At 68.4% G+C, this 26,350-nt stretch carries 23 protein-coding genes and 4 pseudogenes; 12 read left to right on the top strand and 15 right to left on the bottom strand.

The genetic code is table 11. The features are described from left to right. The first annotated feature begins 236 nt into the window (after positions 1–236). From MKAN_RS26085 to MKAN_RS33240, 3 genes and pseudogenes are all read left to right on the top strand, one after another. Complete coding sequence (locus MKAN_RS26085; protein WP_023373407.1) at positions 237–1,670, top strand: PE family protein; 1,434 nt, start codon at positions 237–239, stop codon at positions 1,668–1,670. 231 nt (positions 1,671–1,901) lie between these two features. Further along, the gene (locus tag MKAN_RS26080; protein ID WP_023373405.1) at positions 1,902–4,997 is read left to right on the top strand and encodes a PE family protein; all 3,096 of its coding nucleotides are present in this window, start codon (positions 1,902–1,904) and stop codon (positions 4,995–4,997) included. Between the two features lie 141 nt (positions 4,998–5,138). Next, positions 5,139–5,844, top strand: a pseudogene (locus tag MKAN_RS33240) (chymotrypsin family serine protease). Positions 5,845–5,885: 41 nt separating this feature from the next. Here MKAN_RS33240 and MKAN_RS26070 read toward each other — a convergent pair. Beyond that, positions 5,886–6,245, bottom strand: coding sequence for an Rv2640c family ArsR-like transcriptional regulator (locus MKAN_RS26070; protein WP_023373401.1), 360 nt, complete (start codon positions 6,243–6,245; stop codon positions 5,886–5,888). A gap of 99 nt (positions 6,246–6,344) precedes the next feature. Between MKAN_RS26070 and MKAN_RS26065 the strand changes: the two genes are divergently transcribed. The 3 genes and pseudogenes from MKAN_RS26065 (at position 6,345) to arsB (ending at position 8,725) form a co-directional block, all read left to right on the top strand. Next, the gene (locus MKAN_RS26065; protein WP_023373399.1) at positions 6,345–6,794 is read left to right on the top strand and encodes an ArsI/CadI family heavy metal resistance metalloenzyme; all 450 of its coding nucleotides are present in this window, start codon (positions 6,345–6,347) and stop codon (positions 6,792–6,794) included. Positions 6,795–6,846: 52 nt separating this feature from the next. Continuing rightward, complete coding sequence (locus MKAN_RS26060) at positions 6,847–7,236, top strand: ArsR/SmtB family transcription factor (RefSeq protein WP_023373397.1); 390 nt, start codon at positions 6,847–6,849, stop codon at positions 7,234–7,236. After that, positions 7,233–8,725, top strand: a pseudogene (gene arsB / locus MKAN_RS26055) (ACR3 family arsenite efflux transporter). Before MKAN_RS26060 ends, arsB begins: the two are co-directional and overlap by 4 nt. Positions 8,726–9,074: 349 nt before the next feature. Here the strand turns inward: arsB and MKAN_RS26045 are convergent. Together MKAN_RS26045 and MKAN_RS26040 are read right to left on the bottom strand one after the other, a co-directional pair. After that, a pseudogene (locus tag MKAN_RS26045) lies at positions 9,075–10,582 on the bottom strand (ATP-binding protein). Next, on the bottom strand, positions 10,579–11,313 hold the full coding sequence (locus MKAN_RS26040) for a response regulator transcription factor (protein ID WP_023373387.1): 735 nt from the start codon (positions 11,311–11,313) through the stop codon (positions 10,579–10,581). The pseudogene MKAN_RS26045 and the gene MKAN_RS26040 overlap by 4 nt, the downstream one beginning before the upstream one ends. 84 nt (positions 11,314–11,397) lie before the next feature. On the opposite strand from MKAN_RS26040, the gene MKAN_RS30840 reads away from it, so the two are divergent. The 4 genes from MKAN_RS30840 (at position 11,398) to MKAN_RS26030 (ending at position 13,446) form a co-directional block, all read left to right on the top strand. Beyond that, the gene (locus MKAN_RS30840) at positions 11,398–11,721 is read left to right on the top strand and encodes a hypothetical protein (protein ID WP_133163571.1); all 324 of its coding nucleotides are present in this window, start codon (positions 11,398–11,400) and stop codon (positions 11,719–11,721) included. 91 nt (positions 11,722–11,812) lie between these two features. After that, positions 11,813–12,292: a hypothetical protein gene (locus MKAN_RS30070; RefSeq protein WP_080674158.1), complete on the top strand. Its 480-nt coding sequence runs from the start codon at positions 11,813–11,815 to the stop codon at positions 12,290–12,292. A 60-nt stretch (positions 12,293–12,352) separates the two neighbouring features. Next, positions 12,353–12,958: a TetR/AcrR family transcriptional regulator gene (locus tag MKAN_RS26035; RefSeq protein ID WP_023373385.1), complete on the top strand. Its 606-nt coding sequence runs from the start codon at positions 12,353–12,355 to the stop codon at positions 12,956–12,958. Positions 12,959–12,978: 20 nt separating this feature from the next. Next, positions 12,979–13,446 carry a nitroreductase family deazaflavin-dependent oxidoreductase gene (locus MKAN_RS26030; protein WP_042313041.1) on the top strand — a complete coding sequence of 156 codons (468 nt, stop codon included), beginning with the start codon at positions 12,979–12,981 and terminating at the stop codon, positions 13,444–13,446. Here the strand turns inward: MKAN_RS26030 and MKAN_RS26025 are convergent. From MKAN_RS26025 to MKAN_RS26015, 3 genes are read right to left on the bottom strand one after another with little or no spacing between them, the layout of a single operon-like run. Next, positions 13,443–13,799 (bottom strand): DoxX family protein, encoded by a 357-nt coding sequence (locus MKAN_RS26025; protein WP_023373381.1) that lies wholly within the window; start codon positions 13,797–13,799, stop codon positions 13,443–13,445. The genes MKAN_RS26030 and MKAN_RS26025 overlap by 4 nt on opposite strands. Before the next feature lie 9 nt (positions 13,800–13,808). After that, the gene (locus tag MKAN_RS26020) at positions 13,809–14,954 is read right to left on the bottom strand and encodes an SPFH domain-containing protein (protein WP_023373379.1); all 1,146 of its coding nucleotides are present in this window, start codon (positions 14,952–14,954) and stop codon (positions 13,809–13,811) included. A 21-nt stretch (positions 14,955–14,975) separates the two neighbouring features. Next, positions 14,976–15,410: an NfeD family protein gene (locus MKAN_RS26015; protein WP_023373377.1), complete on the bottom strand. Its 435-nt coding sequence runs from the start codon at positions 15,408–15,410 to the stop codon at positions 14,976–14,978. Positions 15,411–15,467: 57 nt separating this feature from the next. Here MKAN_RS26015 and MKAN_RS26010 point away from each other — a divergent pair, with 57 nt between their 5' ends. Then, complete coding sequence (locus MKAN_RS26010; RefSeq protein WP_023373375.1) at positions 15,468–16,418, top strand: hypothetical protein; 951 nt, start codon at positions 15,468–15,470, stop codon at positions 16,416–16,418. On the opposite strand, the gene MKAN_RS26005 is transcribed toward MKAN_RS26010, so the two are convergent. Genes MKAN_RS26005 through fabG1 form a run of 3 tightly spaced genes read right to left on the bottom strand, consistent with a single transcriptional unit; the run spans position 16,384 to position 19,030 of the window. Next, a complete protein-coding gene (locus MKAN_RS26005; protein WP_023373373.1) occupies positions 16,384–17,427 on the bottom strand; it encodes a ferrochelatase in 1,044 nt (347 codons plus the stop codon). The two genes, MKAN_RS26010 and MKAN_RS26005, sit on opposite strands and share 35 nt — an antisense overlap. A 5-nt stretch (positions 17,428–17,432) precedes the next feature. Next, complete coding sequence (inhA, locus tag MKAN_RS26000) at positions 17,433–18,242, bottom strand: NADH-dependent enoyl-ACP reductase InhA (protein WP_023373371.1); 810 nt, start codon at positions 18,240–18,242, stop codon at positions 17,433–17,435. Between the two features lie 20 nt (positions 18,243–18,262). Further along, positions 18,263–19,030, bottom strand: a complete 768-nt coding sequence (gene fabG1 / locus MKAN_RS25995; RefSeq protein WP_023373369.1) for a 3-oxoacyl-ACP reductase FabG1 — start codon at positions 19,028–19,030, stop codon at positions 18,263–18,265. Here fabG1 and MKAN_RS25990 point away from each other — a divergent pair. Next, positions 19,003–19,805: pseudogene (locus tag MKAN_RS25990) on the top strand (DUF559 domain-containing protein). The gene fabG1 and the pseudogene MKAN_RS25990 sit on opposite strands and share 28 nt — an antisense overlap. A 54-nt stretch (positions 19,806–19,859) precedes the next feature. Here the strand turns inward: MKAN_RS25990 and MKAN_RS25985 are convergent. From MKAN_RS25985 to MKAN_RS25960, 6 genes are all read right to left on the bottom strand, one after another. Then, complete coding sequence (locus tag MKAN_RS25985) at positions 19,860–20,867, bottom strand: VWA domain-containing protein (RefSeq protein WP_023373363.1); 1,008 nt, start codon at positions 20,865–20,867, stop codon at positions 19,860–19,862. Positions 20,868–20,901: 34 nt separating this feature from the next. Continuing rightward, positions 20,902–21,855: a DUF58 domain-containing protein gene (locus tag MKAN_RS25980; protein WP_023373361.1), complete on the bottom strand. Its 954-nt coding sequence runs from the start codon at positions 21,853–21,855 to the stop codon at positions 20,902–20,904. Beyond that, entirely contained in the window at positions 21,852–22,976 is a 1,125-nt protein-coding gene (gene moxR1 / locus MKAN_RS25975) for a chaperone MoxR1 (protein ID WP_023373359.1), read from the bottom strand. The genes MKAN_RS25980 and moxR1 overlap by 4 nt, the downstream gene beginning before the upstream one ends. Positions 22,977–23,185: 209 nt before the next feature. Further along, positions 23,186–23,905 (bottom strand): NlpC/P60 family peptidoglycan endopeptidase RipB, encoded by a 720-nt coding sequence (gene ripB, locus MKAN_RS25970; protein ID WP_023373357.1) that lies wholly within the window; start codon positions 23,903–23,905, stop codon positions 23,186–23,188. 10 nt (positions 23,906–23,915) lie between these two features. After that, positions 23,916–25,331: an NlpC/P60 family peptidoglycan endopeptidase RipA gene (ripA, locus tag MKAN_RS25965; protein ID WP_023373355.1), complete on the bottom strand. Its 1,416-nt coding sequence runs from the start codon at positions 25,329–25,331 to the stop codon at positions 23,916–23,918. A gap of 230 nt (positions 25,332–25,561) precedes the next feature. Beyond that, complete coding sequence (locus tag MKAN_RS25960; RefSeq protein WP_023373353.1) at positions 25,562–26,140, bottom strand: Rv1476 family membrane protein; 579 nt, start codon at positions 26,138–26,140, stop codon at positions 25,562–25,564. Between the last annotated feature and the right edge of the window lie 210 nt (positions 26,141–26,350).

Genomic DNA, 26,350 nt, shown 5'->3' with positions numbered 1-26,350 from the left:
CTGCATCAGAGCGTCCCTGTCGCGCTGTAACCAGCGCATTTCATACCTGAATCACATTCTCCGAATACCCGCACGTCAGGGTTGGTGACGTCAACAAGACGGTCGCGGAGATAGTCGCCGCGTGCTCTGCAAAGCAGGAATCACATGGACGCAAGGCAACCGTGGGTGTCGTGGACCAAGCCCGCGATCGACGACACGCTAGATCCTCGACGGTGTCAGCACTGAGGTAGCTCCGGATGTCATTTGTGATCACGTCGCCGGAAATGCTGGCGACGGCCAGCGCGCAGCTGGCGGGAATAGGGTCAGCCATCAGTGAGGCCAACGCGGCGGCCGCAGCGCCGATAACAGGGGTGCTGGCCGCGGGCGCCGATGAGGTGTCGGCGGCCATCGCAGCGATGTTTACCGCGCACGGTCAGGCATATCAAGCAATCAGCGCTCAAGCGGAGGCATTCCACAACCAGTTTGTGCAGACCGTGGCGGCCAATGCGGCTGCCTATGCGAGCACCGAGGTTGCAAATGTCGAGCAGACCCTCCTGAACGCGGTGAACGCGCCCTCGCAAGCCCTCACAGGGCGGGCATTGATCGGCAACGGCGTCAACGGGACGTCGCCAGGCCAGGCCGGCGGGAACGGCGGGTGGCTTTGGGGCAACGGGGGCGACGGCGCACCGGGCGCCCCGGGCCAAGCGGGGGGTCGCGGCGGAGATGCCGGATTGTTCGGTAACGGAGGAAACGGCGGCGCCGGAGGCGCGGGGCTGGTCGGCGGCGCTGGCGGCGCGGGCGGGACCGGCGGCTTGATTGCCGGCAACGGCGGTCACGGTGGGGTCGGCGGTGCCGGAGTCAACGGCGGAAGCGGCGGTCAAGGCGGTAATGGCGGCGCCGCCGCCGGACCCTTCGGTCACGGCGGCGACGGTGGAGTCGGAGGCAACGGGGGCGCAGGCAACGCCGGGATCAATCCGCCGAGCAGCCCGGCACCCAGCGGTGCCGCCGGTGGCCAGAGTTCGCCAATTCCGTTCGGAACCGCCGGCGGGTCCGGAAGCGATGGCACCGCCTATGGGCAAGCCGGCGGCAACGGTGGCAGAGGCGGCGATGGCTACGGACTGCCGCGACCTGACCCACTCCCTAACGGACCCATTGATGGTCTGCCCGGCGGTGACGGTGGCGCCGCAGGTGACGGTGCCATGGGAGCGCCCGGCGGTATCGGCGGAATGGGCGGCACCGGCGGGGCTGGCGGCCATGGCGGGTGGCTGGTCGGCAACGGTGGCTTCGGCGGGCGAGGCGGCGCCGGCGGCATCGGCGGCACCGGCGCTGGCGGCGGGGATGGCGGCATCGGCGGCCCTGGCGGCGTGGGTGCCCAGTTCGACACCGCAGGAGCGAACGGTAATGGAGGTGCCGGCGGTCGCGGTGGGCAAGGCGGCGCCGGCGGCGCCGGCGGCGACGGCGGAAATGGCGGTGCCGGCGGCGCGGGCGGGATCTTCGGCCATTCCGGTGGTGCCGGCGAAGCCGGTGCCGGCGGTGCCGGGGGCACCGGAGGTACCGGCGGGGCCGGCGGCCATGGCGGTGGGGGTGGTCATAGCGGCAACGGGGTTCCCGACGGGAAGGCAGGCGGGGACGGCAAAGCCGGTGGCTTCGGCCCGAACGGCACGGCCGGTCAACCCGGAGCGCCCGGCTGATCCGGCTGACGTCGCCCATCGCGATACGGCAATGGGACAGCCGGTGGCCCTGCGCCCCGGTCCACTCCGGCAGTCGTCGTAGCACCGGCGAATCGCAGCGCTGTGAGCAGCGCATTTCATGGTTGTCGAACATTTGCCGAAGGCCCGCACAGCACCGTATTCCGCGTCAGCAGCCCGAGGGCCGAACCGGCGCCGGGCAGCACAAACTGGGATACTCCGCGGAGGATTGAGATGTCGTTTGTGGCCGCGACAACGGACATGCTGGCGGCCGCCGGAGCGGATTTGGCACGCATCGGCTCGGCACTCGAAGCGGCGAACCTAGCGGCAGCCGCACAGACGACAAGGGTGCTGGCCGCGGGTGCCGATGAGGTCTCAGCCGCCATCGCGGCGCTATTTTCGGAAAACGCCCAGACATATCAAGCGATAAGCGCTCAGGCGGCGACGTTTCACAGCCAGTTCGTGCACCGGTTGCACACCAGCGCGCAAGCCTACGCGGCCGCCGAAGCCAACGCCGAACGGACGCTGCTCCATGCCGTCAATGCGCCGACTCAGACCTTGCTAGGGCGCCCACTGATCGGCAACGGCGCCGACGCGACGACGCCAGGCCAACCCGGCGGCGACGGCGGACTGCTCTGCGGCAACGGCGGAGCCGGTTACACCAGCACGATCGCCGGGATGGCCGGCACTCGCGGCGGCAATGCCGGCCTGCTTGGCAACGGCGGTCCCGGCGGGGCTGGCGGGCCAGGAGCGACCGGCGGCAGCGGCGGCAGCGGCGGATGGTTGCTGGGCAATGGCGGCACCGGCGGGATGGGCGGCGCCGGCGGCGGGACCGGCGGTGTGGGCGGCAATGCGGGATTCCTCGGCAATGGCGGCACCGGCGGGATGGGCGGCGCCGGCGGCGGGACCGGCGGTGTGGGCGGCAATGCGGGATTCCTCGGCAACGGTGGCACCGGTGGTGTCGGTGGGTCCGAAGGCGGGACCGGCGGAGCCGGCGGCAACGCCGGCTTCGTCGGCAACGGCGGTACCGGTGGTACGGGCGGTGTCGGTGCGGCCGGGCCGGCCGGTGCGCAGCCCGGTGATCCCGGCGCCGCCGCAACCAATGGTCTTCCTGGCGGTGACGGTGGGACGGGATCGGCTGGCGGCACCGGTGGCGTCGGCGGTGTCGGCGGCCGCGGCGGTCACGGCGGGTGGTTGATCGGCAATGGCGGGGTCGGTGGCACCGGAGGTGCCGGCGGAGTCGGCGGAGCGGGTGCTGCCGGCGGCAACGGCGGCATGGGCGCAAGCGGGGCGTCGAGCACGGTGACCGCCGGCGGTGATGGCGCGGCGGGCGGCCACGGCGGTAACGGCGGGACAGGCGGGCCCGGGGGCACCGGCGGCATAGGTGGCGCCGGTGGGGCAAGCGGACTGGTCGGGCAGGTGGGACGAGCCGGCAATGGTGGTGCAGGCGGTGCCGGAGGCCTCGGCGGGGCGGGCGGTACCGGTGGCCCGGGTGGAAACGGCGGCACCGGCCTGACCGCCGGCGACGGCGGCGCCGGCGGCATCGGTGGTGACCCCGGCGCGGGCGGACCGGGCGGTCAGGGCGGTGAGTCGGGCGGCCCCGGCGGTCGCGCCGGTGCCCATGGTGTGTCCGGCAGCAATAACGGGCCCGGGACCGGCGGCGATGGCGGTTCAGGTGGTCGCGGCGCCGACGCCATCGTGGCCGGTGCAGCGGGCGGCAAAGGCGGAGCCGGTGGGAATGCCGGGCTGGTCGGCGACGGTGGCATGGGAGGTGACGGCGGCAACGGCATGGCCGGCGCCAATCTCAGCGGGACCGACGGCGTGCGCGGCGCCGATGCCACCAGCCCCGGCCAGGATGGAGCTGACGGCGGAGTTGGCTCGGCCGGACAGGCCGGCGGTGCGGGCGGTCCCGGGGGCGCCGGTGGTTACGGCGGTTCAGTATCCGGCAACGGCGGTGACGGCGGCAAGGGCGGCGACGGCGGCGACGGCGGCACCGGCAACCGCGGCGGTGACGGCGGCAACGGAGCCACCGGGGACGGCGGATTGGGCGGAAACGGTGGCCTTGGTGGCGCCATCACTACCGGGGGCACCGGCGGATCTGGCGGCGAAGGCGGCGATGGTGGTGCTGGCGGTGACGGCGGCAGAGGCGGCGACGGCGGTGCCGGCGGCGCCGCGCGGGCGCCGTCGGGCCACGCGGGCAACCACGGTGCCGGCGGGGCGGGCGGCAAGGGCGCCATCGGGGGCGCGGGCGGTGACGGCGGCAGAGGCGGTGACGGCGGCACCGCCGGCGGCCCGGGCGGCGACGGCGGTCACGGCGGCGCCGGCGGCAACGGAGGCAACCCCGGCGCCGGCGGGGCCGGCGGTCTCGGCGGCGACAGCGGCAACGGCATGCGTGGCCGCGACGGTGTAGCCGCCAGCGACAACGGGCCCGGAACGGGTGGCAACGGCGGACATGGCGGCAACGGCGCCGACGCCAACGCCGTGGGGGCAGCCGGCGGCAACGGCGGCGCCGGTGGCAGCGCCGGCAAGGTCGGCAACGGCGGCGACGGCGGTGATGGTGGTAAAGGAATGACCGGAGCCGACGGGGTCAACCCGGCAAGCAACCCGGCCCCCGACGGCGCTGACGGCACTAGTCGCCTATTAGAGGCGGGCACGAACGGCCAGCGCGGTAGCGACGGCACCGTCCCGGGACAAACCGGCGGTGGCGGCGGCGACGGTGGCGACGGATCGATCAAACTCGTCCCGGATAAAGAAACCGGACGCACCTATCAAGTCGGTCTTGCCGGCGGCGCCGGCGGAGCCGCAGGCACCGGAGGTGTCGGCGCACCCGGCAGCGCCGGCGGCGTCGGCGGCGCGGGCGGCCCCGGCGGATCCGGTGGATCGGTCTCAGGTGACGGCGGCGCCGGTGGCAACGGCGGCCGCGGTGGCGACGGCGGCGACGGCGCCGGTGGCGGTATGGGCGGCGCGGGCGGCACCGGCGGCGACGGGGGCATTGGCGTCAACCCCGGCAAGGTCGGACCGGAATATAGCGTCGGTAAAGGTGGTGCGGGCGGTGCCGGCGGAAATGGCGGCATAGGCGGCGCCGGCGGCGTAGGCGGCGCCGGCGGAAAGGGCGGTGCGGGTGGTGTGGCGCTGGCGCCGTCGGGTCACTCCGGTGGCGCCGGTGACGGCGGTCCGGGAGGTGCGGGGGGTGTTGGTGGGGCCGGAGGCCTGCCCGGTGCGGGCGGCAAGGGCGGAACGGGAGATCCCACCGGCCGTTCTGGCACCGCCGGCAAAGCAGGTGACATCGGCCCAGCCGGCGCGGCCGGGCAACCCGGATCATCCGGCTGATTATCTGGTGAACGTCCCGGCGTACGGCCGCACCATGCCGGTCGGTGGTGAGGGACTGGCAGACGGCGGACACGCCGCTGCTCGGTGGGTCGCGAAGCGCGATATTGAGGATCCTTGTCGCTTACCTGACAGATCTACCCAATGGTCACGGTCAGCGCCAACGAGCTTGCCATTCTGGGCTCGGAGTCGACACTGGGCCGTACGGTCATGCTCCTGTTCGGTCCGCTGCTGTGGTTGTCGGTGGCAGCGTGGCCATTGGCGGCCAATCGGGCCAGGTTGTACCGCTGGATTCTTGGTTCGTACCAGCACGGGTCAGGCTGGTGTGCTCACTGCCGGCCACTGCAACAAGCCAGGCGAGGCGAGGCGAGCAAGGTCAACATCAATTTCTGGGGCGCCTTCGTGACCGTTGGAACGTTCACTCAAACGGTCAGCGAAGGACTGCGGGGCGAAGCCCACGACATTGGACTGATCATGCTCGATACGGACCAAGTCCCGCAGCACTCGGCGATCACCGCGTCGCTGCCGGTCAGTGGAGTGGCAACAAAATCTGCGAATTGGCCGGCAGCTGTGCAAGTTTGGGATGAAGACGGGCAAGGCCGAATGCGGGCAGGTCACGGATGTCAGCGAGAGCACGGTTCTGGCGGCCAGCCAATGCGGTGATTCCGGTGGCACGGTCTACCTCCTGCGCACGGACGGCACCGCGGTCGCGGTCGGCATCCACATCCGCGGTGGGCGCCCCAACGATCCGAATCCCGGATGCTCGACACCGGCCACGTTTTCCATCACCGCGTTGATGTACCCCTGGCTCGACAAGTGGAGCCGCACCGCCGTCACCGAGGCGAGCTGAGCAATTGCGAAGAGCACGAAAAGGTTCGCGCAGTGACCGGTTCAGCTACAACAGCGCGGGTCCAGAACCGCGCACAGTGCCTGCAGGCCCTGGGGATGGGCGCGGTGAAAGACATACATGCCGCGACGGTCGGAGATGACCAGGCCCGCATTGCGCAACTGGGCCAGGTGGTGGCTGACCGTGCCGTCCGACAGGCTGAGGGCCGCGGCCAACTCGCCGCTGGTCTGCTCCCCCGCGCTGGAGCTGAACAGATACGACATGATCTTGACCCGGGCCGGGTCGGCCAAGGCTTTGAGCCGCAGTGCCACCTCGAGGGCGTCGTCGTCGCTCATCGGCCCCGCGGCCATGGGAGCGCAGCACACCGGTTGGGAGATGTCGATCACGGGCAGCGATTTGGGCATGACCCCACCATGCCAGATCTCTTGACATATATCAAAAAGGTGGCATCATGGGCATCGACATCAGTTCGATATATGTCTAACCGATTGGAGACTGTTCCGATGTCCCGTGTCCAACTGGCTCTCAACGTCGACGACCTGCAGAGCGCAATCACGTTCTACTCCAAGCTGTTTGGCACGCAGCCGGCTAAAGTCAAGCCGGGTTACGCCAACTTTGCGATTGCCGATCCACCGCTGAAATTGGTGCTGCTGGAAAACCCCGGCTCCGGCGGCAGCCTGAACCATCTTGGGGTGGAGGTCGACGCCAGCGCCACGGTGCATTCCGAAATCGCCAGGTTGACCGAGGCCGGCATGTTCACCGAGGAGGAGATGGGAACCACCTGTTGTTTTGCCGCCCAGGACAAGGTCTGGGTCACCGGACCCGGCGGGGAGCGCTGGGAGGTCTACACCGTGCTGGCCGACTCCGAAACCTTCGGCACCAGCCCGGCTCACCCCGGCGACGAGGAAACCACATGCTGCGGCGCCGCGGCCGCGGCGACGTCGTCCTGCTGACACCCCCGGCTGCTGGGTAGCGCATTGCTTCGATAACTGTCAATATCGATGCATGTCGAATCAAACTGAGCCGTCGGGCATCGGCGATGCCTGCTGCGAGGTCAGCCCGTTGGTCGCCGAACCGCTGAGCGCGCCGGCAGCAACGGTAATGGCGGCCCGGTTCAAGGCCCTTTCCGATCCGGTACGGCTGCGCCTGCTCTCGGCGGTGGCCAGCCACGACGGCGGGCAGGCCTGCGTGTGCGACATTACCGATGGCCTCGGCGCGCTTGGGGTTGGTCAACCCACCATCTCCCATCACCTCAAGGTGCTGCGCGAAGCCGGGCTGTTGACCTCGCAGCGCCGCGGCACCTGGGTCTACTACGCCGTGGTGCCCGAGGTGCTCACCGAGCTTTCGGCGCTGCTGGCCGGTGTCCCCGCGAGCGCAGCGGCGGCAGCCCGGTGACCGATACAGCCCGGCTTTCCACGCTGGATCGACTCCTGCCGGTGTGGATCGGTTTGGCGATGGCCGCCGGGCTGGCACTGGGCCGGCTGATCCCCGGCCTGGGCGCGCTGCTCAGCGCCGTGCAAGTGGATGGGATCTCGTTGCCCATCGCGGCCGGGTTGCTGATCATGATGTATCCGGTGCTGGCCAAGGTCCGCTACGACCGGCTCGATACCGTCACCGCCGACCGCCGCCTGTTGATCGGTTCACTGCTGCTGAACTGGGTGGTCGGCCCGGCGGTCATGTTCTCCCTGGCCTGGTTGCTGCTGCCGGACCTGCCCCACTACCGAACCGGGTTGATCATCGTCGGGCTGGCCCGCTGTATCGCCATGGTCATCGTCTGGAACGACCTTGCCTGCGGTGACCGCGAAGCCGCCGCCGTTCTGGTCGCGCTGAACTCGATGTTCCAGGTCGTCATGTTCGCCGTGCTGGGCTGGTTCTACCTCTCGGTGTTGCCCGGCTGGCTCGGCCTGCCGCAAACCGGCATCGATGTCTCGGCATGGCAGATCGGCAAATCCGTGCTCATCTTCCTCGGTATCCCCCTGGCCGCCGGATACCTGACCCGTCGGCTTGGAGAACGTGCCAAGGGCCGCCAGTGGTATGAGACCCGGCTGCTGCCCCGCCTCGGGCCCTGGGCTCTGTACGGACTGCTGTTCACGATCGTGATTCTCTTTGCCCTGCAAGGTGATCAGATCACCACCCGGCCATGGGACGTCGCCCGTATCGCGCTACCCCTGCTGGCCTACTTCGCCGTCATGTGGGCGGGGGGCTACGCGCTGGGACTCGCGTTGCGGCTGGGCTATGCCCGCACTACCACGCAGGCATTTACCGCCGCCGGCAACAACTTTGAACTCGCCATCGCCGTGGCGATCGCCACCTTCGGCGCCTCGTCCGGCGAGGCGCTGGCCGGGGTGGTCGGACCGCTGATCGAAGTGCCCGTGCTCGTCGCCCTGGTCTACGTCTCTTTGGCGCTGCGGCCTCGGCTCTTCCCGTCACCGCAGGCCCCGACCTATCCGGTGGAAAGCCTGCCCTCATGACTGACATCCCCAGCGTGATGTTCGTCTGCGTGCACAACGCCGGCCGCTCCCAGATGGCCGCCGCCCTGTTGACCCGGCTGTCCGAGGGCCGCATCGAAGTCCGTTCGGCCGGAACCGAACCCGCTGACCGGATCAACCCGGTCGCTGTGGCCGCGATGGCCGAACTGGGCATCGACCTGACCTCGGCGACCCCGAAGGTGCTCACCCCTCAGGCCGTGCAGGCCAGCGATGTGGTGATCACCATGGGCTGTGGCGACGCGTGCCCGTACTTCCCCGGGGTGTCCTACCGTGACTGGAAACTCGACGACCCTGCCGGCCAGCCACTCGACGTCGTGCGGGCGATCCGCGACGACATCATCAGACATGTCGATGCACTGATCACCGAACTGCTGCCGGCACCCAAAACCGGGTGACCAGCCAGAATGCCTGTCTGCTAATCGGTTTCACGCCGATGCCGAATGCAAATTCTGGTTGTGCGGTGCCGGCAAGACCGTAGCCACCACCGAGGCACCGCAGCGCCGTCCAGATTCGGGTTGCGGCGATCCTTGTTACCTGTCCGAGGCCAGTGTCGGCCAAGCGATATCACCGGCGATATCGCTCTCGAAAACGAACCACCGGGGCCCAGGAGGAAACTGGTGCGACGCGACTTCCCTGTAACCCCGTCAAGCAGGGGCTCTCGCGCGATCAGCGCGCTGCGCAGGCGAGATGGTCCTCAGTGCCGAACCAGCGCTCTGATATCGCAGGCCGACCTCCCCCGCGCGTCTAACGGACGGCGACCGCAGGCAACGCGAGCCGGAATTGCGCGCCGCCATCATGCGCCAGGCACACCAGGTCACCGCCATGTGCCCGAGCCAGCGCCCGTGCGATGGACAGGCCCAACCCGGCGCCACCGTGGTCTCGGGCGCGTCCGGTGTCCAGGCGTACCAGGCGCTCGAAGATACGGTGGCGCTCGTCGTCGGGGACGCCGGGGCCGGTGTCGATGACGGTGACCTCGGCCACCCCGCCGCCGGCGCTCAGCTCCACGGTGATGGACCCGCCCGCCGGGGTATACCTGCGGGCATTATCAAGCAGGTTGGACAGTATCTGCGCCACCCGCGTCGGGTCCGCCGCGATGGTCAGCGAGCTGAGCCCCGTCCGGCTCACCGTGAGGTTCGGCGCCAGCATGGCGGCCCGGTGCACTTCGGCGTCGACAATGGCACCCAGGTCGGTGTCGTGCACATCCAGCGAGAGCCCCGCATCGATACGGCTCAGATCCAGCATGTCGGCAACCAGGCGGCCCGCCCGGCGGACATCCGACAGCAACAGGCTGGCGCGGCGGTATTGACCGCGCGCAACGGAATCGGCCTCGTGCTGGCTGGCGCTGGTGGCCAGTTGTTCAGCGGCGGCCTGGATCCCGGCGATCGGGGTGCGCAGTTCATGAGCGGCGTCGACGAGGAATTGCCGGGTCGCGCTCTCGGCTCGCTGCGCAGCTTCCGCGGCTTGCCGGGCCCGCAGCTCAGAAGCTTCCAACGCGTCCAGCATCCCGTCGAAAGCGCTTGCGGCCCTGCCTAATTCGGTCTCGCTGCGGTCCGGGCGGAGTCGACGGCCGCGATCGCCGGTGGTGATGTCTTTGGCGAGCGCGGTGAGCCGGTCCAACGGCCGCAGCGCCGTGCGGCTGACCGCAACCAGCAGCAACGCCGCCACCGCCAGGGTTGCCAGCCCGGCAGCGATCATCAGCTGACGCAGCTGACGGGTCACCTGGGTGGTCTGCGTGGTGTCGGCAACCAGGATCAGCCGAGAACCGTCGGGCAAGGGGTGTAACACCGCCGTTGCGGTGGTGTCGGGCGGCAGGCCCGGCGGGGGCCCTAGCGGGGGAGGCGGCGGGGGCCCGGCGGCGGGCCCGGATGCGGGCCGGGCGGAACGGGCGGGGGGTAGCCGGGCGGCACCGGAACGACCGGGCCCGCGGTGGTCGCGGGGCTGATGCTGCGATCACCGTAGGCGGCGCCGTCGGCGGTGACCAGCAGCGCCCGCACGCTTCCCCCGTTGAGTTGGGCGGCAAGCAGTTCGGGTGACGTATGCGCGGCGACCAGCGCGTCGGCGCGCGAGGTGGCAGCCATGAGCCGATCATGCAGATTTCGCCGAGCCTGCAGCCCCAGGCTGACGTCGACGGTGACACCCAGCACCACCAGCAACCCCGCCAGCAGGACCACCACCAGCAGCACCACCCGGCGCTGCAACGACGGCGTCGGGGTGGCGGGATCGGCCGCAGGTCCCGTCGGGATAGCCGTCATGATCGCAGTCGGTATCCGAGGCCGCGAACCGTGTGCAGTATCCGCGGACCATGGGCCTCGAGTTTTCGCCGCAAACTGCTGACATGGACCTGCACCAGATTGGTGTCGTACGCGTCGTAGCCCCACACGGCATTGAGGATCTGACGGGCGCTGACAATCCGGCCGCGTTGCTGCACGAGAAAGTCGAGCAGCCGAAGCTCCGTGGCGGTCAGTTCCAGCTGGTGGCCATCGCGTGCCGCGACTCCCCCGTCGACGTCGAGTATCAGATCGCCGACCTGGACCACGCGCGGTAATCGGCCTCGCCGCCGCAGCACCGCTCCCACCCGTGACACCAGTTCGGCGAGTTCGAAAGGTTTGACCACATAGTCGTCGGCGCCGCCGTCAAGACCGCGCAACCGGTCGGGCAGGCCGTCGCGGGCGGTGATCAACACGATGCTGATGTCGCCCCACGCCTGGATGACGTTGATGAGGTCGAAGCCGTCGCGACCCGGCAACATCACGTCGAGCACCACCAGATCCGGCCGCAGGCCCTCCAGGAGCTCTTCTAAACCTTCACCGTCACAACGGGTTTCGGTGTGGTAACCGACGTCGGCCAACGCCTCGCCGACCATTTCCCGGATGGTCTCGGAGTCCTCGACCACCAGCACTCGCGGTGCGCCGACACCGAATCGACCGATGCGCCCCGCCGCCGAACGACCAGCGACGCGGTCCGGGCGCGAATGATCGCTCATGGCTCCATTGTTAACGTGCGGTGCTGAGATCAATCCGAAGCGCGCACGTTTGTCCCGGCGAATTTCAACGACGGAGGGAGCCGCATGACCGTCCAGCACACCAACCCACCATCCCCACCGGCCACCGGAGCCGCAGCGGGCCGGCGTCATTCCACCGGGGTGGTGATCGCGGCCGCAGTGGCGGGATTGGCGATTGGTGCGCTCGCCGTCTTCGCGGTCACCGGCGTCACCTGGAAAATCCGCGTCGAACTGCCCGCTCCGCTGTATCCGCCTGCGCTGTCGTCGGCACCACCGGTGAGTAATCCCCCGTCGCCGCCTGCAGCGCCGACGTTTACGCCGAGCAGCTCCCCTACACCACCGGCAGCACCACCGGCGCCGCCGTTGCCGCCGTTGCCGCCTGGTCAGTAAACCGCTCGAGCACCCAGGTTCTTCAGGTCCACTTCAAGTACGGCCATTACCGTCGCGATTACTGAACACACCCGACGACCTGAGGAGCCGTATGACCTCCGACGAGAACACCGCCGCGAGCGGCCCTGTGCCAACTCCCGCACCCGTCGCGCCCCCGCCGGCGGTGGTCGCCGACCCCGGTCGTGAGCGCCGCCGCTTCTCGCTGGCCGCGCTGATCGGCGCCGGGGTTGCGGGCCTGATCCTGGGCGCAGCCGGCAGCGTTGCTGCGATCGCGTTTGCCTGGCTGATCAGCGTCGGGCCACCGCCACCTCCCCCGGGATCGGGGCCCATGCAAATGCCGGGGCAAGCATTCAGCCACGGCCAACCGCCTCCTCCCGGTCCCGGCGGCCCACCCGGACCGGTCGCGGGAGCTTTCCGGCCGATGCCCGGGCCGTTGGGAGTGCCGCGTGGCCCACGTCCGCCGGCACCGCCCCAAGCCGGACCCTTAGGCCCGGGCCAACCGCCGGGGGCACCGGGCCAGCCACCCGGACTTCCGCCGTCCATGCAAACCTCGCCGACACCCCGCCCCTGAGCGGTCGCTGAGCGGCACCCCAACAACCGTGGATGTAAACAATCGTTTATAATTGTAAACGTGCGTTTATCCCAGCCGGATGACCGGACGGCGCGGGCACGAATCCGTGACGAGGCGCTGCGACTGTTCGCCGAGCACGACCCCGCCGCGGTCACGATGCGCGACATCGCGACCGCGGCGGGAGTGTCTGCGGCCTTGGTCATCCGCCACTACGGCTCGAAGGACGGGCTGATCGAGGCGGTCGACAATCATGTCGTCGCGACCTTCGATGTACTGCTGACCGAAATCACCGGCCAGACCCCCGACCAATCGGCGGTGCCCAGCCTGCTCGACGGCCTGGCAACCCACCTGCCGCCCGACTCGCCGATCCCGGCCTACCTGAGCCGGATGCTGCTCGCCGGCGGCGCGGCCGGATCGACGTTGTTCGCCCGCCTTTTTCGGCTCAGCAAGACCGCTCTGGACGCCATGGTGGCCGCCGGCACGGCCAGCCCCGGCGCGGATCCCGAGATACGCGCCGCCTTCCTACTGGTCAACGACCTGGCGCTGCTGACCCTGCGACCACGGCTGATCGAGGTGCTTGGCGTGGACCCGCTCGCCGCTACCGGGATGCAGCGCTGGGCCGGGGAGGTGTTCTCGATCTACCGCGACGGACTACGCAGTACCTGATGGAGGAATGGAGGCAAACAATGTCCCTATTAGCCAGGGCCGGCGCACAGCTGTTGCGCTCCCGCAGGCTCATGCGCGCGCCCATCTGGATTTATCGCGCACGCGCCGGTGCCCTGTTCGGATCGCGGATCCTGATGCTCGAACACATCGGCCGCAAGTCCGGCGCCCGGCGCAATGTGGTGCTCGAGGTGGTCGATCATCCCGACCCGCACACCTATGTCGTCGCCTCCGGCTTCGGCCGGAAAGCCCAGTGGTTCCGCAACATCGAGGCCAACCCGCACGTGCGGGTCTACGCCGGCAGCCGCGCCCCCGCTGCCGCCACCGCGCGCGTCCTCGACCAGCCGCACGCCGACCGCGCCCTGGCCGCCTACCGCAGCCGCCACCCGCGGGCCTGGCGACACCTCAAGCCGGCACTCGAGCAAACTCTCGGCACCGCCATCACCGACACCGGCACTCCGCTGCCGCTGGTCGAGTTGCGCCTCGGCTAAACCCGGTCCGGCCCCTTGGCCGTCATCACCGCGAACAGCGCCAGAAACATGGCCGCCGGAATCGCGGTGACACTGAAATCGCGTGCCCGAACATGGGCGCCCAGCGCCAAGACGAAGTACACCGTCAGCATCGCCGTCGTCAATCGCGCCAGCGCGGGAAACCGGGTGGCCGAGAGCAGCCCGACGGCGGCGGCGGCCTTGGCCACGGGCAGGACCGGACGCACATCGGCCGGCACACCCAGGTCGTCGAGCAGCTTCTCGATCGGCGCCAGGGGGATCGCGCATGCCACCGCATCGCCGGCCTGAAACACCGCCAGCGCCGCATAGGTTTTCGGTGAGGTCAAAATGCCCATCAGCTGCTCCTAGCGCCGCAGCTCCGGCGGCGGACCCAGCGGATTTTCCACCGGTGCGCGAGCTATCGCCTCGGCCTTGGCCACCGCTTGGGCGATCGTCGGGTCGGGCTGGGTGGAGAACCAGTCGGCGACCTCGGCGTCGTCGCCGTCGCCGGCGTGCTTGGGCAGGTCCTCGACCGGAGACGGCTCGAACCGGAACACGCCGTCCTCCCCCGGCGTCCCCAACAACCTGGTGAAGCCCTGCAGCGCCGCGCTGAAATCGCTGGGCACCACCCACACCTTGTTCGCGTCGCCGCGGGCCATCTCCGGCAGCGTCTGCAAGTACTGGTAGGCCAGCATCTCGGGGGTCGGCCGGCCGGCCTTGATCGCCGCGAACGTCTTCTCGATGGCCTTGGCCTGCCCCTGCGCCTGCAGGTAAGCCGCGGCTCGCTCACCCTGGGCACGCAATATCCGCGACTGCCGGTCGGCCTCGGCGGCCAGGATCGCGGCCTGCTTGGCGCCCTCGGCCGCAAGAATCTGCGCCTGCTTCTGCCCCTCCGCCTGCTTGATCGCCGCTTCCCGGGTGCCTTCGGCGGTCAGGATCATCGCCCGCTTTTCCCGGTCGGCCTTCATCTGCTTTTCCATGGATGCCTGAATGGACGGCGGCGGGTCGATGCTGCGCAATTCCACGCGCGCCACCCGCAGGCCCCAGCGGCCGGTTGCCTCGTCGAGCACGCCGCGCAACTGCGCGTTGATCTGATCACGGGAGGTCAGCGTCTGCTCGAGGGTCATGCCGCCGACGACGTTGCGCAGCGTGGTGGTGGTGAGCTGCTCGACGCCGACGATGTAATTGCTGATCTCGTACACCGCGGCCTGGGGAACGGTGACCTGGAAGTACACCACGGTGTCGATGTTGAGGGTCAGGTTGTCCTCGGTGATGACGGGCTGCGGCGGAAACGACACCACCCGCTCGCGCAGGTCCACCCGGGCGCGGACGCGGTCGATGAACGGCACCAACAACGTCAGCTGCCCACTGACGGTGCGGCTGTAACGACCCAGCCGCTCGATCACTGCGGCCTCGGCCTGCGGGATCAGCGCAACCGACTTGGCCACCACAATGATGGCGAATATCACCAGTACGGCCAGAAACACCAGGCCGGCAACGGCACCTTCCACCGGGATTCCTTTCTCCAGTTGCTACGCGTCTTTGAAGACGACCGCGGTGGCTCCGTCGATGTGCACCACGGTCACCGAATCACCCGGTTCGAACACATCGCCCTCGTTCAGCGGGCGCGCCGTCCACACCTGGCCGTCGATTTTGACCTGGCCTTCATCACGGGCCACCCGATCCAGCACAAGGGCATTCTTGCCCTCCAGCGCTTTGATGCCCATCGGCAAGCCTTTGCCGGGGGTGATCCGCCGCCGCAACGCGGGCCGAACCAGCACCAGCAATAGCACCGAGACGACGAGGAACACCACGCCGTCGGCCCACAGCGGCCAATCCATCAGCCAGCTGCTTCCCGCTGCCGCCAGCGCGCCGCCACCGAGCATCAGCAGGAACATGTCACCGGTCAACGCTTCCGCGCTGACGAGCACCAACGCTGCGACGAGCCAGAGCAGGGCTACGGGCATGCGCACAGAATACGCGCGATCCCCGACAACCGTGCCCAACAACTACACTGCGAGATCATGTGGTGTCCCAGCGCAACGCTTTCGATGTGGGCCAACGCCTGGCTCGCCGGCAAGGCGGCGCCCGACGACCTTCTGGACGCGTTATCCCTCTGGGCGCCAACGCAATCGGTCACGGCATATGACGCCGTCGCAGCCGGGCATACCGGCCTGCCATGGCCGGATGTGGATAGCGCCGGAACGGTGTCGCTGTTGTCAACGCTGCGCACCGCCGCAGGCCGGGCAAGGACGTCGGCACCCGGTCCGCCGGATCGGCTCCGCGGGACGATCAACGTGGTGTTGCCGGTGCCGGGCGATGTGCGCGGGCTTTCCGCCGGAACACAATTCGAGCGCGACGCGCTGGCCGCCGGTGAAGCGATCATCGTTACCAATCCCGATGACCCCGGCACATCTATCGGGCTGGTCCCCGAGTTCTCTTACCGCGACACCGAACCGACGCCCGACGACCACGCGGCCCTAACCGAGTTGTGTGCGTTGTCGTGGATGGTGTACTCGCTGCCCGGTACCCCGGTATTGGACCACTACGAACTGGGCGACGCCGAATACGCCCTGCGGGCAGCGGTGCGCTCGGCTGCCGACGCGTTGGGCGCCATCGGCATGGGACCCAGCGCCGCCGGCATCACCAACCCGCGCGGCCTGGTCGAGCAGTTGCTGGAATCCGCACGGCAACACCGCATTCCCGACCATGCACCGTCGCGCGCACTGCGGGTGCTGGAGAACGCCGCACACGTCGACGCGATCATCGCGGTCAGCGCCGGCCTCAGCCGATTACCCGATTCCGCAGCGGACCGCTTCGCCCCACGCCCGGCGGCCGGTCTCGAGCCGATCCGAGCCCAGTCGTCGTCGGAGGTACAGACCACGTTCGACGCGCTGCGGCCGCTGACCGCGGTGGTGCGCTCCGCGCGGATAGCCGCCGTCAGCGCGATCCTGCATTCGGCTTGGTCGGACTGACCTCCAGTTCGCGCGCAACGCAGTGCGGCGGACGGCAGGGCTCACCGTTGATGCCGGCGAGACAGCCGGGCACCGGATCGGGACCGCTGACCCGCGACGGCGCGCGACCGTAGCGAAGTTCGTCGATCAAATCCGCGGCCAGCCGGGCGAAGCGCCGGTCGGCGTTGGGGGTACCGGCCCGGGCGAATTCGACGCCCAATGCCTGTGCCTGTAAGCGCAATTCATGGTCGAGATCCCACACGACCTCGATGTGGTCGGCGACGAATCCGAGGGGACAGATGATCACTGCGGTGGTACCCGTGCTCGCCAGCGCGGTGAGGTGGTCGCCGACGTCGGGCTCCAGCCACGGAACCTGCGGCGGGCCGGAGCGTGACTGCCAGACCAGGTCATAGTCGGCATATCCGGCGGCCTTTGCGACAAGGTTTGCGGCATAAGCGACTTGGCGGCTGTAGAGGCGGGGGCCCCAGCGCTGGTCGGCGGCCACCGGGATCGAGTGCGCGGTAAACACCAGTCTTGCGTTAGCGGGCACGGTCGCCGCAGCCGAAGCAACGCTAGCGGCGAACATTTCGACGAATACCGGATGGTCGAAGTAGGGCCGCAGCTTGACCAGCTCGGGCGCGTCCGGGCCGGCCGCCCGGCGTGCCCGGGCAATGTCCTCGGCATACTGCCCGCAACTGGAATAGCCGCTCCACGCCGATGTCGCGAACACGGCGGCACGGCGAATACCGTTGTCGCGCATGGCTTTAACCGCGCCTTCGACGTAGGGATCCCAGTTGCGGTTGCCGAAGTAGACCGGCAGGTCCTGCTCGGCTTGCAGTTGGTTCACCAGCGCCCGGTTGATGCCGTTGATCGGTGAGACGCCCCCGAAATGCAGGTAGTGCTCGGCCACCGCATCGAGGCGCTCGGGCGGCACACCGCGGCCCCGGGTGACGTTCTCCAAAAACGGCCGCACCTGCTCGGGCCCCTCCGGCCCACCGAAGGACAGCAGCAGGACGGCGTCAAATTCCATGCGGGCTAGAGCAACTGAGTGTGGGCGCCGCCGTCGGCGAAGATGATGTCCCCCGTGGTGGCCGGCAGCCACTCCGACAGCAGTGCGCAGACGGTCTTGGCGACGGGCGTCGGGTCCTTCATGTTCCAGCCAATGGGCGCGCGCTGGTCCCAGCCCTCTTCGAGTAGCTGGATCTGGGCGCCGGCCTCCTCGCCCAGCGCACCGCCGACGATTGCCGCCATCGCCAGCGTCCGGATCGGCCCGGCGGCAACGAGGTTCGAGCGCACACCGTACTTGCCGGCCTCGCGGGCCACGAACCGGTTGACCGACTCCAGCGCGCTCTTGGCGACCGTCATCCAGTTATAGGCCGGCATCGCCCGGCTCGGGTCGAAGTCCATGCCGACGATGGAGCCACCACGATTCATGATGGGCAGCAACGCCTTTGCCATGGATGCGTAGGAGTAGGCGGAGATGTGAATGCCCTTGGACACGTCCTCGTAGGGCGCGTCGAAGAACGGGTTGATCCCCATCCCGCTTTGCGGCATGAAGCCGATCGAGTGGACCAGCCCGTCGAGTTTGTTGCCTTCGCCGATCACCTCGACGACCCGGTCTGCGAGGGTGGCCAGGTGCTCGTCGTTTTGCACGTCGAGCTCCAGCAGCGGCGCCTTCTCCGGTAACCGGTCGGTGATCCGCTGGATCAGCCGCAACCGGTCGAAACCGGTCAGCACCAGCTGTGCGCCCTGCTCCTGGGCCACCCGGGCGATATGAAACGCGATCGAGGAGTCGGTGATGATCCCGGACACCAGGATCCGTTTACCCTCCAGCAGTCCTGCCATTGTTTCGTCCCCTCTTGCTCTTAGTGGCCCATGCCCATGCCGCCGTCAACCGGGATGACCGCACCGGAGATGTAACTCGCGTCCTCCGACGCTAGAAAACTGACCACCCCGGCGACCTCGGCAGCGGTGCCGACCCGCTTCGCCGGGATGAATTGCAGTGCCCCCTCCTGGATCCGCTCGTCCAGGGCTCGGGTCATATCGGTGTCGATGTACCCGGGGGCGACCACGTTCGCCGTCACGTTGACCTTGGACAGCTCTCGGGCGATCGAGCGGGCCATCCCGATGACACCGGCCTTGGAGGCTGCGTAGTTGGCCTGGTTGCCGATGCCCCAACTGCCGGACACCGATCCGATATAGATCAGCCGGCCGAACTTCTTTCGCTGCATGCTGCGCGCTGCCCGCTGCGTCACCCGGAACGCTCCGGTGAGGTTGGCGTCGATGACCTTCTCGAACCGCTCTTCGGTCATTCGAATCAGGAACGCGTCCGCAGAGACGCCGGCGTTGGACACCAGCACCTCAACGGGCCCCTGGTGCTCCTCGACCTCTTTGAAGGCGCGATCGACGGCGTCGCTGTCGGTGACGTCGCACTCGACGGCGAACAGCCCCTCGGGCGCGCCGGATCCACGGTGCGTGACCGCCACCTTGTGGCCGTCGGCGGCCAGCCGCTGCGCGATCGCCAGCCCGATTCCCCGGTTTCCACCGGTGACCAGAACTGAACGGGATACGAAGGGGGGTTTGCCGCCGTCGGTGGTGGCCTCGCTTGTGGTGTCGGTGGCTGTGTCAGTCACCCCGTCAACCTAGCGCCTTGTCGAGGCAACACCGAAATCGGCTCGTCGCATGTCGCGGACGTAACGCCAGGGCGAGAAATCGAGCCAGATCTCGCCGTGGCGTTACGCTGGCTGGCCGGTGTCGGTGTGGTCGAGCACACTTTCGCCGTGGCCGACCGGCCGCGATCATCGACACCAACCGCCGCCCCGCCAAGGGCGCGCAGGTCTGGGAAGGGCTCATCGGTGACGATGAAATCGGCGTTGTCGACGGCATGCGGGTCACGACGCCGCCGCGCACCGCTTTGGACCTGGCACGCCGCTACCCGGTGGGCGTTGCGGTCGCTGCCATCGATGCCCTCGCGCAGGCGGCGGAGTTGAAGCTCGCCGATGTCGAGCTACTGCTCGATGGCTATCGGGGCCGCCATGGCATCAGGGCGGCCCGAGCAGCCTTGGATTTGGTGGATGCCGGGGCGCAATCGCCCAAGGAAACCTGGCTGCGGCTGGGTGCGCTGGTGCTGGTTACCGCCGGCTTCCCGCGCCCGCAGACGCAAATCGCCGTACGCAAGGAATGGGGTTGGGCGAAGCCTATGTGGATATGGGCTGGGAGGACATCAAGGTCGCCGTCGAGTATGACGGCGACCAACATCGCTCCAACCGCCGTCAATATGTGAAGGACATCCGGCGCCTCGCCATGCTGGAGCAGCGCTACGGGTGGATAGTGATCCGGGTGGTAGCCGAAGACCACCCCGAGGATGTCGTCCATCGGGTGCGCGAAGCTCGAGCGCGCCGACTGTAACGCCGCGGCGAAATCCGCCGCGTTTTTCACCGTGGCGTTACGTTCGGCGAGACGTCAGGTCGGCAGCCGGCGGTTGATCAGCAACGCGGCCAAGCCGGCCAGCGCGAGCACCAGCGCACCCAGCCGCAGCCAGCCCGCGCTGGCGTCACCTTTGATGGTCTCGTAGCCGATCTGCTGTTGCAGCGAGGCGTACACCGACTTCAATTCGGCCAACGTCGCGGCGTTGTAGGCGTTTCCGCCGGAAAGTTGGGCCACCTTCTTCAGTGTCTCGTCATCGACCGGCACCGGCTGACGCTGGCCGTTGATCTCCACGAAGCCATACGGCGTGCCGAACGAGATGGTCGAGATCGGCACGCCCTGGTCCTTGGCGGTGCGAGCCGCGGTAAAGGCGCCCTTGGGATTGTCCGGATTGGTCGGCATCGTCTCCTTGCCGTCGGAGAACAACACGATGCGCGCCGGCGGCGGTGTGTCGCCTCCACCGATCACCGCGCCGACGGTGGCGATGGCCTGCAAGGCGGTGAAGATCGCCTCCCCGGTGGCCGTGCGATCGGCGAATTGCAGCTTGTCCAGCGCGTTCTTGGTCGCGTCACGGTTGGTCGTCGGCGACACCAGCACCGTCGCCGTACCGGCGTACGCGATCAGTCCGAGATTAATGCCGGGGGTGAGCTCGTCGGCGAACTGCTTGGCGGCCTCCTGCGCGGCGACCATGCGGTTGGGTTCGACGTCGGTCGCGCGCATCGATTGCGACACGTCGATCACCAGCATCACGACCGCCCGGTTGCGCGGAATCCGGACGTCATGCGTCGGTCCGGCCATCGCGGTGGTCAACAGCACCAGCGACAACGCCAGCAGGATCGCCGGAACATGCCGCCAGCGCGAGGGCCGCTTGGGCGCCACACTCTCCAGCAACTCCATGTTGGCGAATCGCAGCATCCGCTTCTGGCGCGCCAGCTGCAGCACGATGTACAGCGCCACCAGCCCGACGATGACAAAGAGGAAGAGGAAGAACCACGAGTGTTCGAAGCCGGACAGCGTCATCGGCCCGAGCAACGGCAGTGTCATATCAGACCCGTCATAAAAGATGCGAGCAGGTGTGTCACTGAACCCCCGCCATGGCACCACGTCGCCGGGAGGCGACGAAGCGGACGATGTCGGCCAGCCAGTCGCGGTCGGTGCGAAGCGTCAGCACCGGTGCGCCACAACCGCGAAGGGTCCGGGCCACGTCCGCACGATGCGCCGCTGCGGCCCTGGCAAAATCGTTCTGCAGCTGTGTGTCGATGGTGAATTCGCGGGTGACGCCGCTTTCGGCGTCCTGCAGGATCACGTCGCCGATATCGGGCAGTTCGACGTCGCGCGGATCCAGCACTTCGATGGCCAGCACCTCGTGGCGGGCCGCGATCGCCCGCAGCGGCCGCATCCAGTTGATCGGACCCAGGAAGTCGCTGATGACCACCGCCATCCCCCGACGGCGTTCCGGTCTACGCAGCGCGTCGATGGCCACCGCCAGGTCGCCGCGTACCCCGGCCGGAGCCTTGGGCATGGTGGCGATGGTGCGCAACATGGTGTGCTGATGCTGGCGGCCGGTACGGGCCGGCACCCGAGTCATCGTGGCGCCGTTGGCGATCAGGGCGCCGATCCGGTTGCCGCCACCGCTATTGAGGAAGGTGATGGCGGCGGCGGCCGCCACGGCGAGGTCACGTTTCTCGCAGACCGCGGTACCGAAGTCCAGGCTGGCCGACATGTCCACCACGAGCCAGGTTTCCAGTTCCCGGTCGGCGATCATCTGCCGCACGTGGGGGTGCGTGGTCCGGGCGGTGACCGCCCAGTCCATCCGGCGCACGTCGTCGCCGGGCTGGTAGAGACGCGACTCGCCCGGCTCCGTGCCCGGCCCGGGGATCAAGCCGAGGTGATCGCCGTGCAAGACACCGTCGAGCTTGTGCTTGACGGTCAGCTCCAGGGTGCGCAGCGCCGCCGACAGCTTCGGGTCGTCGATGTCGCCACGCAGCAACGATGGCGGATGGACGACCGCCGGCGCCTTGCTTTCGGTCACCGGCCGCTAGCCGCAGCCGCCGCCTGCATTACCGGCGGTACCGAATGGCCTTGTTGCGGAACGGCGTTCACTTGCGGCAGGGCGACGGTCTGCAACACCCGGTTGATGATGATCTCCGGGGTGATCTCGTCGGCCAACGCGTCGTAGGTGAGCACCAGCCGGTGGCGCAGCACGTCGGGGATGACTTCGATGACATCCTGCGGGATCACGTAGTCGCGTCCGCGCACCAGCGCCAGCGAGCGGGCCGCGGCGATGATGCCCAGCGAAGCTCGCGGAGACGCGCCGAACGCGATCCAGCTCTTGACGTCGTTCATCCCGAGCTGCTCGGGCGCGCGCGTGGCGAACACGACGCGGACCACGTAGTCGACCAGCGCGTGGTGGACGAAGTTGTTGGCCGCGATGCCCTGGAGCCGCACCAGGTCGCCGGTGTTCAGGATCTGCTTGGGTTGCGGCGGGGTGACGCCCATCCGGTAGATGATCTCGCGCTCTTCCTCGGCCGAGGGGTAGCCGACGTTGATCTTGAACAGGAAGCGGTCGCGTTGCGCTTCGGGCAGCGGGTAGACGCCCTCATGCTCGATCGGGTTCTGCGTCGCCATCACCAGGAACGGGTTGGGCAGCGGGAAGGTCTTGCCCCCGATCGAGACGGAACGTTCCTGCATCACCTCCAGCAACGCCGATTGCACCTTGGCCGGGGCACGGTTGATCTCGTCAGCAAGCAGGAAATTGACCACCACCGGACCGAGCTCGGTGTCGAATTCCTCCTTGCCCTGCCGGTAGATGCGGGTTCCGATGATGTCGGTGGGCACCAGGTCGGGGGTGAACTGGATACGCGCGAACGTGCCGCCTACCACCCGGGCGAACGTTTCCACCGCCAGCGTCTTGGCGACCCCGGGCACCCCTTCGAGCAATACGTGGCCCTTGGACAGGAGGCCGACCAGCATCCGCTCCACCAGCTGGTCCTGGCCCACGATGATCCGCTTGACCTCGAAGATGGCCCGCTCGAGCGTGTGTACCTCGGCGGCCAGCCCGTCAGAACCACCAGGAGCACCCGCGGATGCCTCATGGGCCGGCGGGCCGGATTGCCCGCCCGGACCCGGGTAACCGCCACCTGCTGCTGTCATCGACAACCCTCCACCGCTCGATCAGACACGACTGCTGACACGACCAACGTCGCGGGGCAGCGACGTGCCCGCGTTCAACTATTCCAGGCGCCGTGGATTCCGTCGACGCCGCGGTTCCTGCCCGGCCACCCTAGACCCTCCGGGCGGGACACAACCGTCCGGGGGAAGCCGGACGAGGCACCCCGGACAGTCGCCGGAGCCGCACCGGCTCAGTACTCGATGATCCTGGTCACGAACGGTGTCATGCCGGCCTTGCGCACCGGGCTCACGGTGACTTTGCCGGCAAGGCTGGACGCTTCCAGCATCTGACCGTTGCCCAGGTACATGGTGACGTGCTGGCTACCGCCCGGGCCGTAGAAGATCAGGTCACCGCGTCTGGCCTCGTTGGGCGGGATGTGGCGGCCCGCGTTGTACTGGTCACCGGAAAATCGCGGGATCAGCACGCCCACGCCCGCGAAGGCGTAGCGCATCAACCCCGAGCAGTCGAAGCCGACGGTCCCGGCGCCGGAGTCCACGCCCTTACTCGGACCCTCCAAAGTGCCGCCGCCCCAGGAATAGGGGACTCCCATCTGTGATCCGGCCCGGCGGATCACGTACTCGATGGCCTGCCGGCCGTTGGCACGCGGAATCCGGCTGGGGCTGGTGTTGGCGGCACCGGCGGCAGGACCGCCGCCGAGGTTGATGCCCAGCCCGCCCAGAAACTGTCGACCCAAGTCGAGGGTGGTCTGGGTTGCCTGGGCGGTGGCCTGAAGCGACGCGTTGGCGACGGCGAGCGCATCTCCGGGTGCGCCCGCGCTGGCGGTTGCCGGCAAAGTCGGATCCCACGGACCGGGATCGGCGTCGGCCGGCGCCGCTACAGCAACCAAGAGCCCGGTCACCATCGCGGTGATCCAGGCCAGGTTGATCAGGCGAAATCGCTTGTGCCGCATAAGTCCTCGTTCACCACTCGATGTAGCGCACCACGAAGGGCGTCATGCCGCTGGTGCGCACCGGCGCAACGCGGACCTTCAGGCCGATGTCGGGCGCCTCGAGCATCTGACCGTCGCCCAGGTAGATCGTCACGTGCTGGCTGCCGCCGGGGCCGTAGAAGATGACGTCGCCGCGACGCATCTGGGAAGTCGGGATCTTGCGGCCCAGGTTGTATTGCGAACCCGAGTAGTGCGGCAGCTTGATGCCGACCCCGGCAAACGAATACAAGACCAGTCCGGAACAGTCGAAGCCGGTAATGCCGGCCCCGGAGTCGATGCCCTTGCTGGGGCCCGCGGCATTGCCGCCACCCCAGGAATACGGAACCCCGATCTGTGACATGCCCCGACGGATCACGTACTCGCTGGCCTGACGTCCGTAGACCCGCGGAATCCGGCCGGCATGCGTCGAACCCGCCGGGGCGTTGGTGATGCCGGTGTCGGTGGGTTTGAGGATGCCCAGCTGCTGCAGGAAGTTTCGTCCCATCTGGGCGGTGACCTGCGCCGAGGTCGCCGAGTAGCCCAACACCTGGTTGACCACGGCGATCGGGTCGCCGGGGATGTTAGCGCTGGGAATCTGCGGCAACGACGGGTCCCACCCGTCCCAGCGGCGGCCGCCGCCGGGTCCTGCGCCCGGGTCCCACATCTCAGCGGGCGTGCCCTGCCCGCCGGCCGAGGACCAGGCGACCAGCCTGGCCGCCTGCAGCCTGGCCTGCGCCTCGTCACGCTCTGCGGCCAGGCGATTGACCTCCTCGCGCTGTTCGTCGAACTTGCGCTGGGTGTCGGTGAGGGCGGCCACCGCCGCGTCCTGGCTTGCTTTCGCCTCGGCAGCGGCCTTGTCGGCCTTCTGCTTGGCCAGCCGGGCCGCCGATTCCTTGTTCACTTGTTCGGTTCGGGCCCGCTGCAGGTTGGCCATCACCGTCTGGGTGCTGGCGGTCATCGCCCTCGTCGCGGTTGCGGCGGCGATGATGTCGTCGGGGCTCTTGGCGGTCAGGTAGCCGTCGGACGGGCCATTCATATAGGTGGCCGCCGCGAAGCTGTCGAATCGGTGTTGGGCTGCAGAGATCGCCGCGTTGGCGTCCTTGACGGCCTGTTGACTGATCTCGAGTTCATGTTCGGCAGCGGTGGCCTCGTCACGAGCGGTCTCCACGGCGACCATCGCTTTGTTGACGCTCTCCTGCTCCATCTCCACGGCGGCGCTGAGGTCCTCCAGCCGCTGATTGGCCTTGGCGACCTCCGCGATCAGCGCGGCGATGGGATCAGTGCCGGGACTGGCGGGTGCCAGTCCGGGAGTCGATACCAGCAAGAGCACGCTCACTACCGACGGAATGGCCGGTCGCACCAACCGTGCTGCCGATCGTGAAGCAGAGCCACCTCGGGTCCGTCTCATCGACTCTGGTCTCCTATGGCTCAAACCGGACGGACGGCATTCAGCGCCGAAAGCGTTAATGGCATCACAATCATCATTCGCACCGTACGTCACACCTGACGCTAAAGAAACGTATGTCACAAAGTGCACCCTGGACGTGCAATTAATGTGACCGAATGGTGATGTGAAGCGTTTGCCGCCGCCGAACCACGTGGCCGGCGAACTACCCTGGGCCGAGGCTCACATGCTGGCTAGATGCCCTGGCCGGCTTGATCCGAAATCGTGTCGGCACTGTCACCCGAGGTTGCTGACCGCCGGGCGCGCAGCTGCATGAACCGGGTGCCGACGGCTGCGGCAAGCACCGCAATCAGCAAAAAAATGGTCAATCCGGCCCAGGGAAACTCCGGTGTGTCCAGCTCGTGCAAGAAATTCTGTGCGGACTGCACCGGGTTGCCCGTCTTGGAATGGTCCTCCCCCGCCTCCAGGGTGACCCGCGGGTATTGCGTGCTGTAGCTGCCGACGTAGCTGGGACTGAGCACCAACACCGTCGCGTCCTTGTAGTCGGCTCCCACCACGGTCGCGATATCCCGCAACGGAGTGTCATTGGGCGGGTTGTGGTCCAGCAGGACGATCTTGAGGTTGATGCCCTCGTCGTGCGCGTGGTTGACCACCTCGAGCAATCCTGGCACGGCGGGCGGTGGCGCGCTGACGCCGACCGCGGCGACTTGTGCCTTGACCGCCGTCATGTCGACGTCCTGTGGAATATAGGCCGGCAGGAACGGGATCGTCTGGGGTAACGGCAGCTGGCCTGCGGTGTCGTGCCCGGTCATGGTCTCGCTCCTCTCGCACCTCCCGTGGCGCTACAGGCACCGTACGCGTTGAGGATGCGTCGGCGGCGTTCAGCCGTGCGGTAGGGACGGCAATTTCGCCGCGTTGTCGGTATCCCGCCAGTCCAATCGGCGAGGGGCTTTTCAACTCGCGCCCGGCACGACAAGACTGAAGGGTACGGGTACCAACCGAAATGCAGGACAAACGTACTG

Origin of the sequence: Mycobacterium kansasii ATCC 12478 (assembly GCF_000157895.3) — a bacterium.
In the GTDB taxonomy this organism is placed as follows: domain Bacteria; phylum Actinomycetota; class Actinomycetes; order Mycobacteriales; family Mycobacteriaceae; genus Mycobacterium; species Mycobacterium kansasii.
Note: the sequence above shows the minus strand (reverse complement) of the source record. Positions and strands in the feature narration are given on the sequence as shown.

Bases quoted from the DNA above. Each gene is read 5' to 3' on its own strand.
- MKAN_RS26085 (WP_023373407.1), top strand. From the start codon at position 237: ATGTCATTTGTGATCACGTCGCCGGAAATGCTGGCGACGGCCAGCGCG.
- MKAN_RS26080 (WP_023373405.1), top strand. From the start codon at position 1,902: ATGTCGTTTGTGGCCGCGACAACGGACATGCTGGCGGCCGCCGGAGCG.
- MKAN_RS26070 (WP_023373401.1), bottom strand. From the start codon at position 6,245: ATGCCCAAATCGCTGCCCGTGATCGACATCTCCCAACCGGTGTGCTGC.
- MKAN_RS26065 (WP_023373399.1), top strand. From the start codon at position 6,345: ATGTCCCGTGTCCAACTGGCTCTCAACGTCGACGACCTGCAGAGCGCA.
- MKAN_RS26060 (WP_023373397.1), top strand. From the start codon at position 6,847: ATGTCGAATCAAACTGAGCCGTCGGGCATCGGCGATGCCTGCTGCGAG.
- MKAN_RS26040 (WP_023373387.1), bottom strand. From the start codon at position 11,313: ATGAGCGATCATTCGCGCCCGGACCGCGTCGCTGGTCGTTCGGCGGCG.
- MKAN_RS30840 (WP_133163571.1), top strand. From the start codon at position 11,398: ATGACCGTCCAGCACACCAACCCACCATCCCCACCGGCCACCGGAGCC.
- MKAN_RS30070 (WP_080674158.1), top strand. From the start codon at position 11,813: ATGACCTCCGACGAGAACACCGCCGCGAGCGGCCCTGTGCCAACTCCC.
- MKAN_RS26030 (WP_042313041.1), top strand. From the start codon at position 12,979: ATGTCCCTATTAGCCAGGGCCGGCGCACAGCTGTTGCGCTCCCGCAGG.
- MKAN_RS26025 (WP_023373381.1), bottom strand. From the start codon at position 13,799: ATGGGCATTTTGACCTCACCGAAAACCTATGCGGCGCTGGCGGTGTTT.
- MKAN_RS26015 (WP_023373377.1), bottom strand. From the start codon at position 15,410: ATGCCCGTAGCCCTGCTCTGGCTCGTCGCAGCGTTGGTGCTCGTCAGC.
- MKAN_RS26010 (WP_023373375.1), top strand. From the start codon at position 15,468: ATGTGGTGTCCCAGCGCAACGCTTTCGATGTGGGCCAACGCCTGGCTC.
- MKAN_RS26005 (WP_023373373.1), bottom strand. From the start codon at position 17,427: ATGGAATTTGACGCCGTCCTGCTGCTGTCCTTCGGTGGGCCGGAGGGG.
- inhA (WP_023373371.1), bottom strand. From the start codon at position 18,242: ATGGCAGGACTGCTGGAGGGTAAACGGATCCTGGTGTCCGGGATCATC.
- MKAN_RS25985 (WP_023373363.1), bottom strand. From the start codon at position 20,867: ATGACACTGCCGTTGCTCGGGCCGATGACGCTGTCCGGCTTCGAACAC.
- moxR1 (WP_023373359.1), bottom strand. From the start codon at position 22,976: ATGACAGCAGCAGGTGGCGGTTACCCGGGTCCGGGCGGGCAATCCGGC.
- ripB (WP_023373357.1), bottom strand. From the start codon at position 23,905: ATGCGGCACAAGCGATTTCGCCTGATCAACCTGGCCTGGATCACCGCG.
- ripA (WP_023373355.1), bottom strand. From the start codon at position 25,331: ATGAGACGGACCCGAGGTGGCTCTGCTTCACGATCGGCAGCACGGTTG.
- MKAN_RS25960 (WP_023373353.1), bottom strand. From the start codon at position 26,140: ATGACCGGGCACGACACCGCAGGCCAGCTGCCGTTACCCCAGACGATC.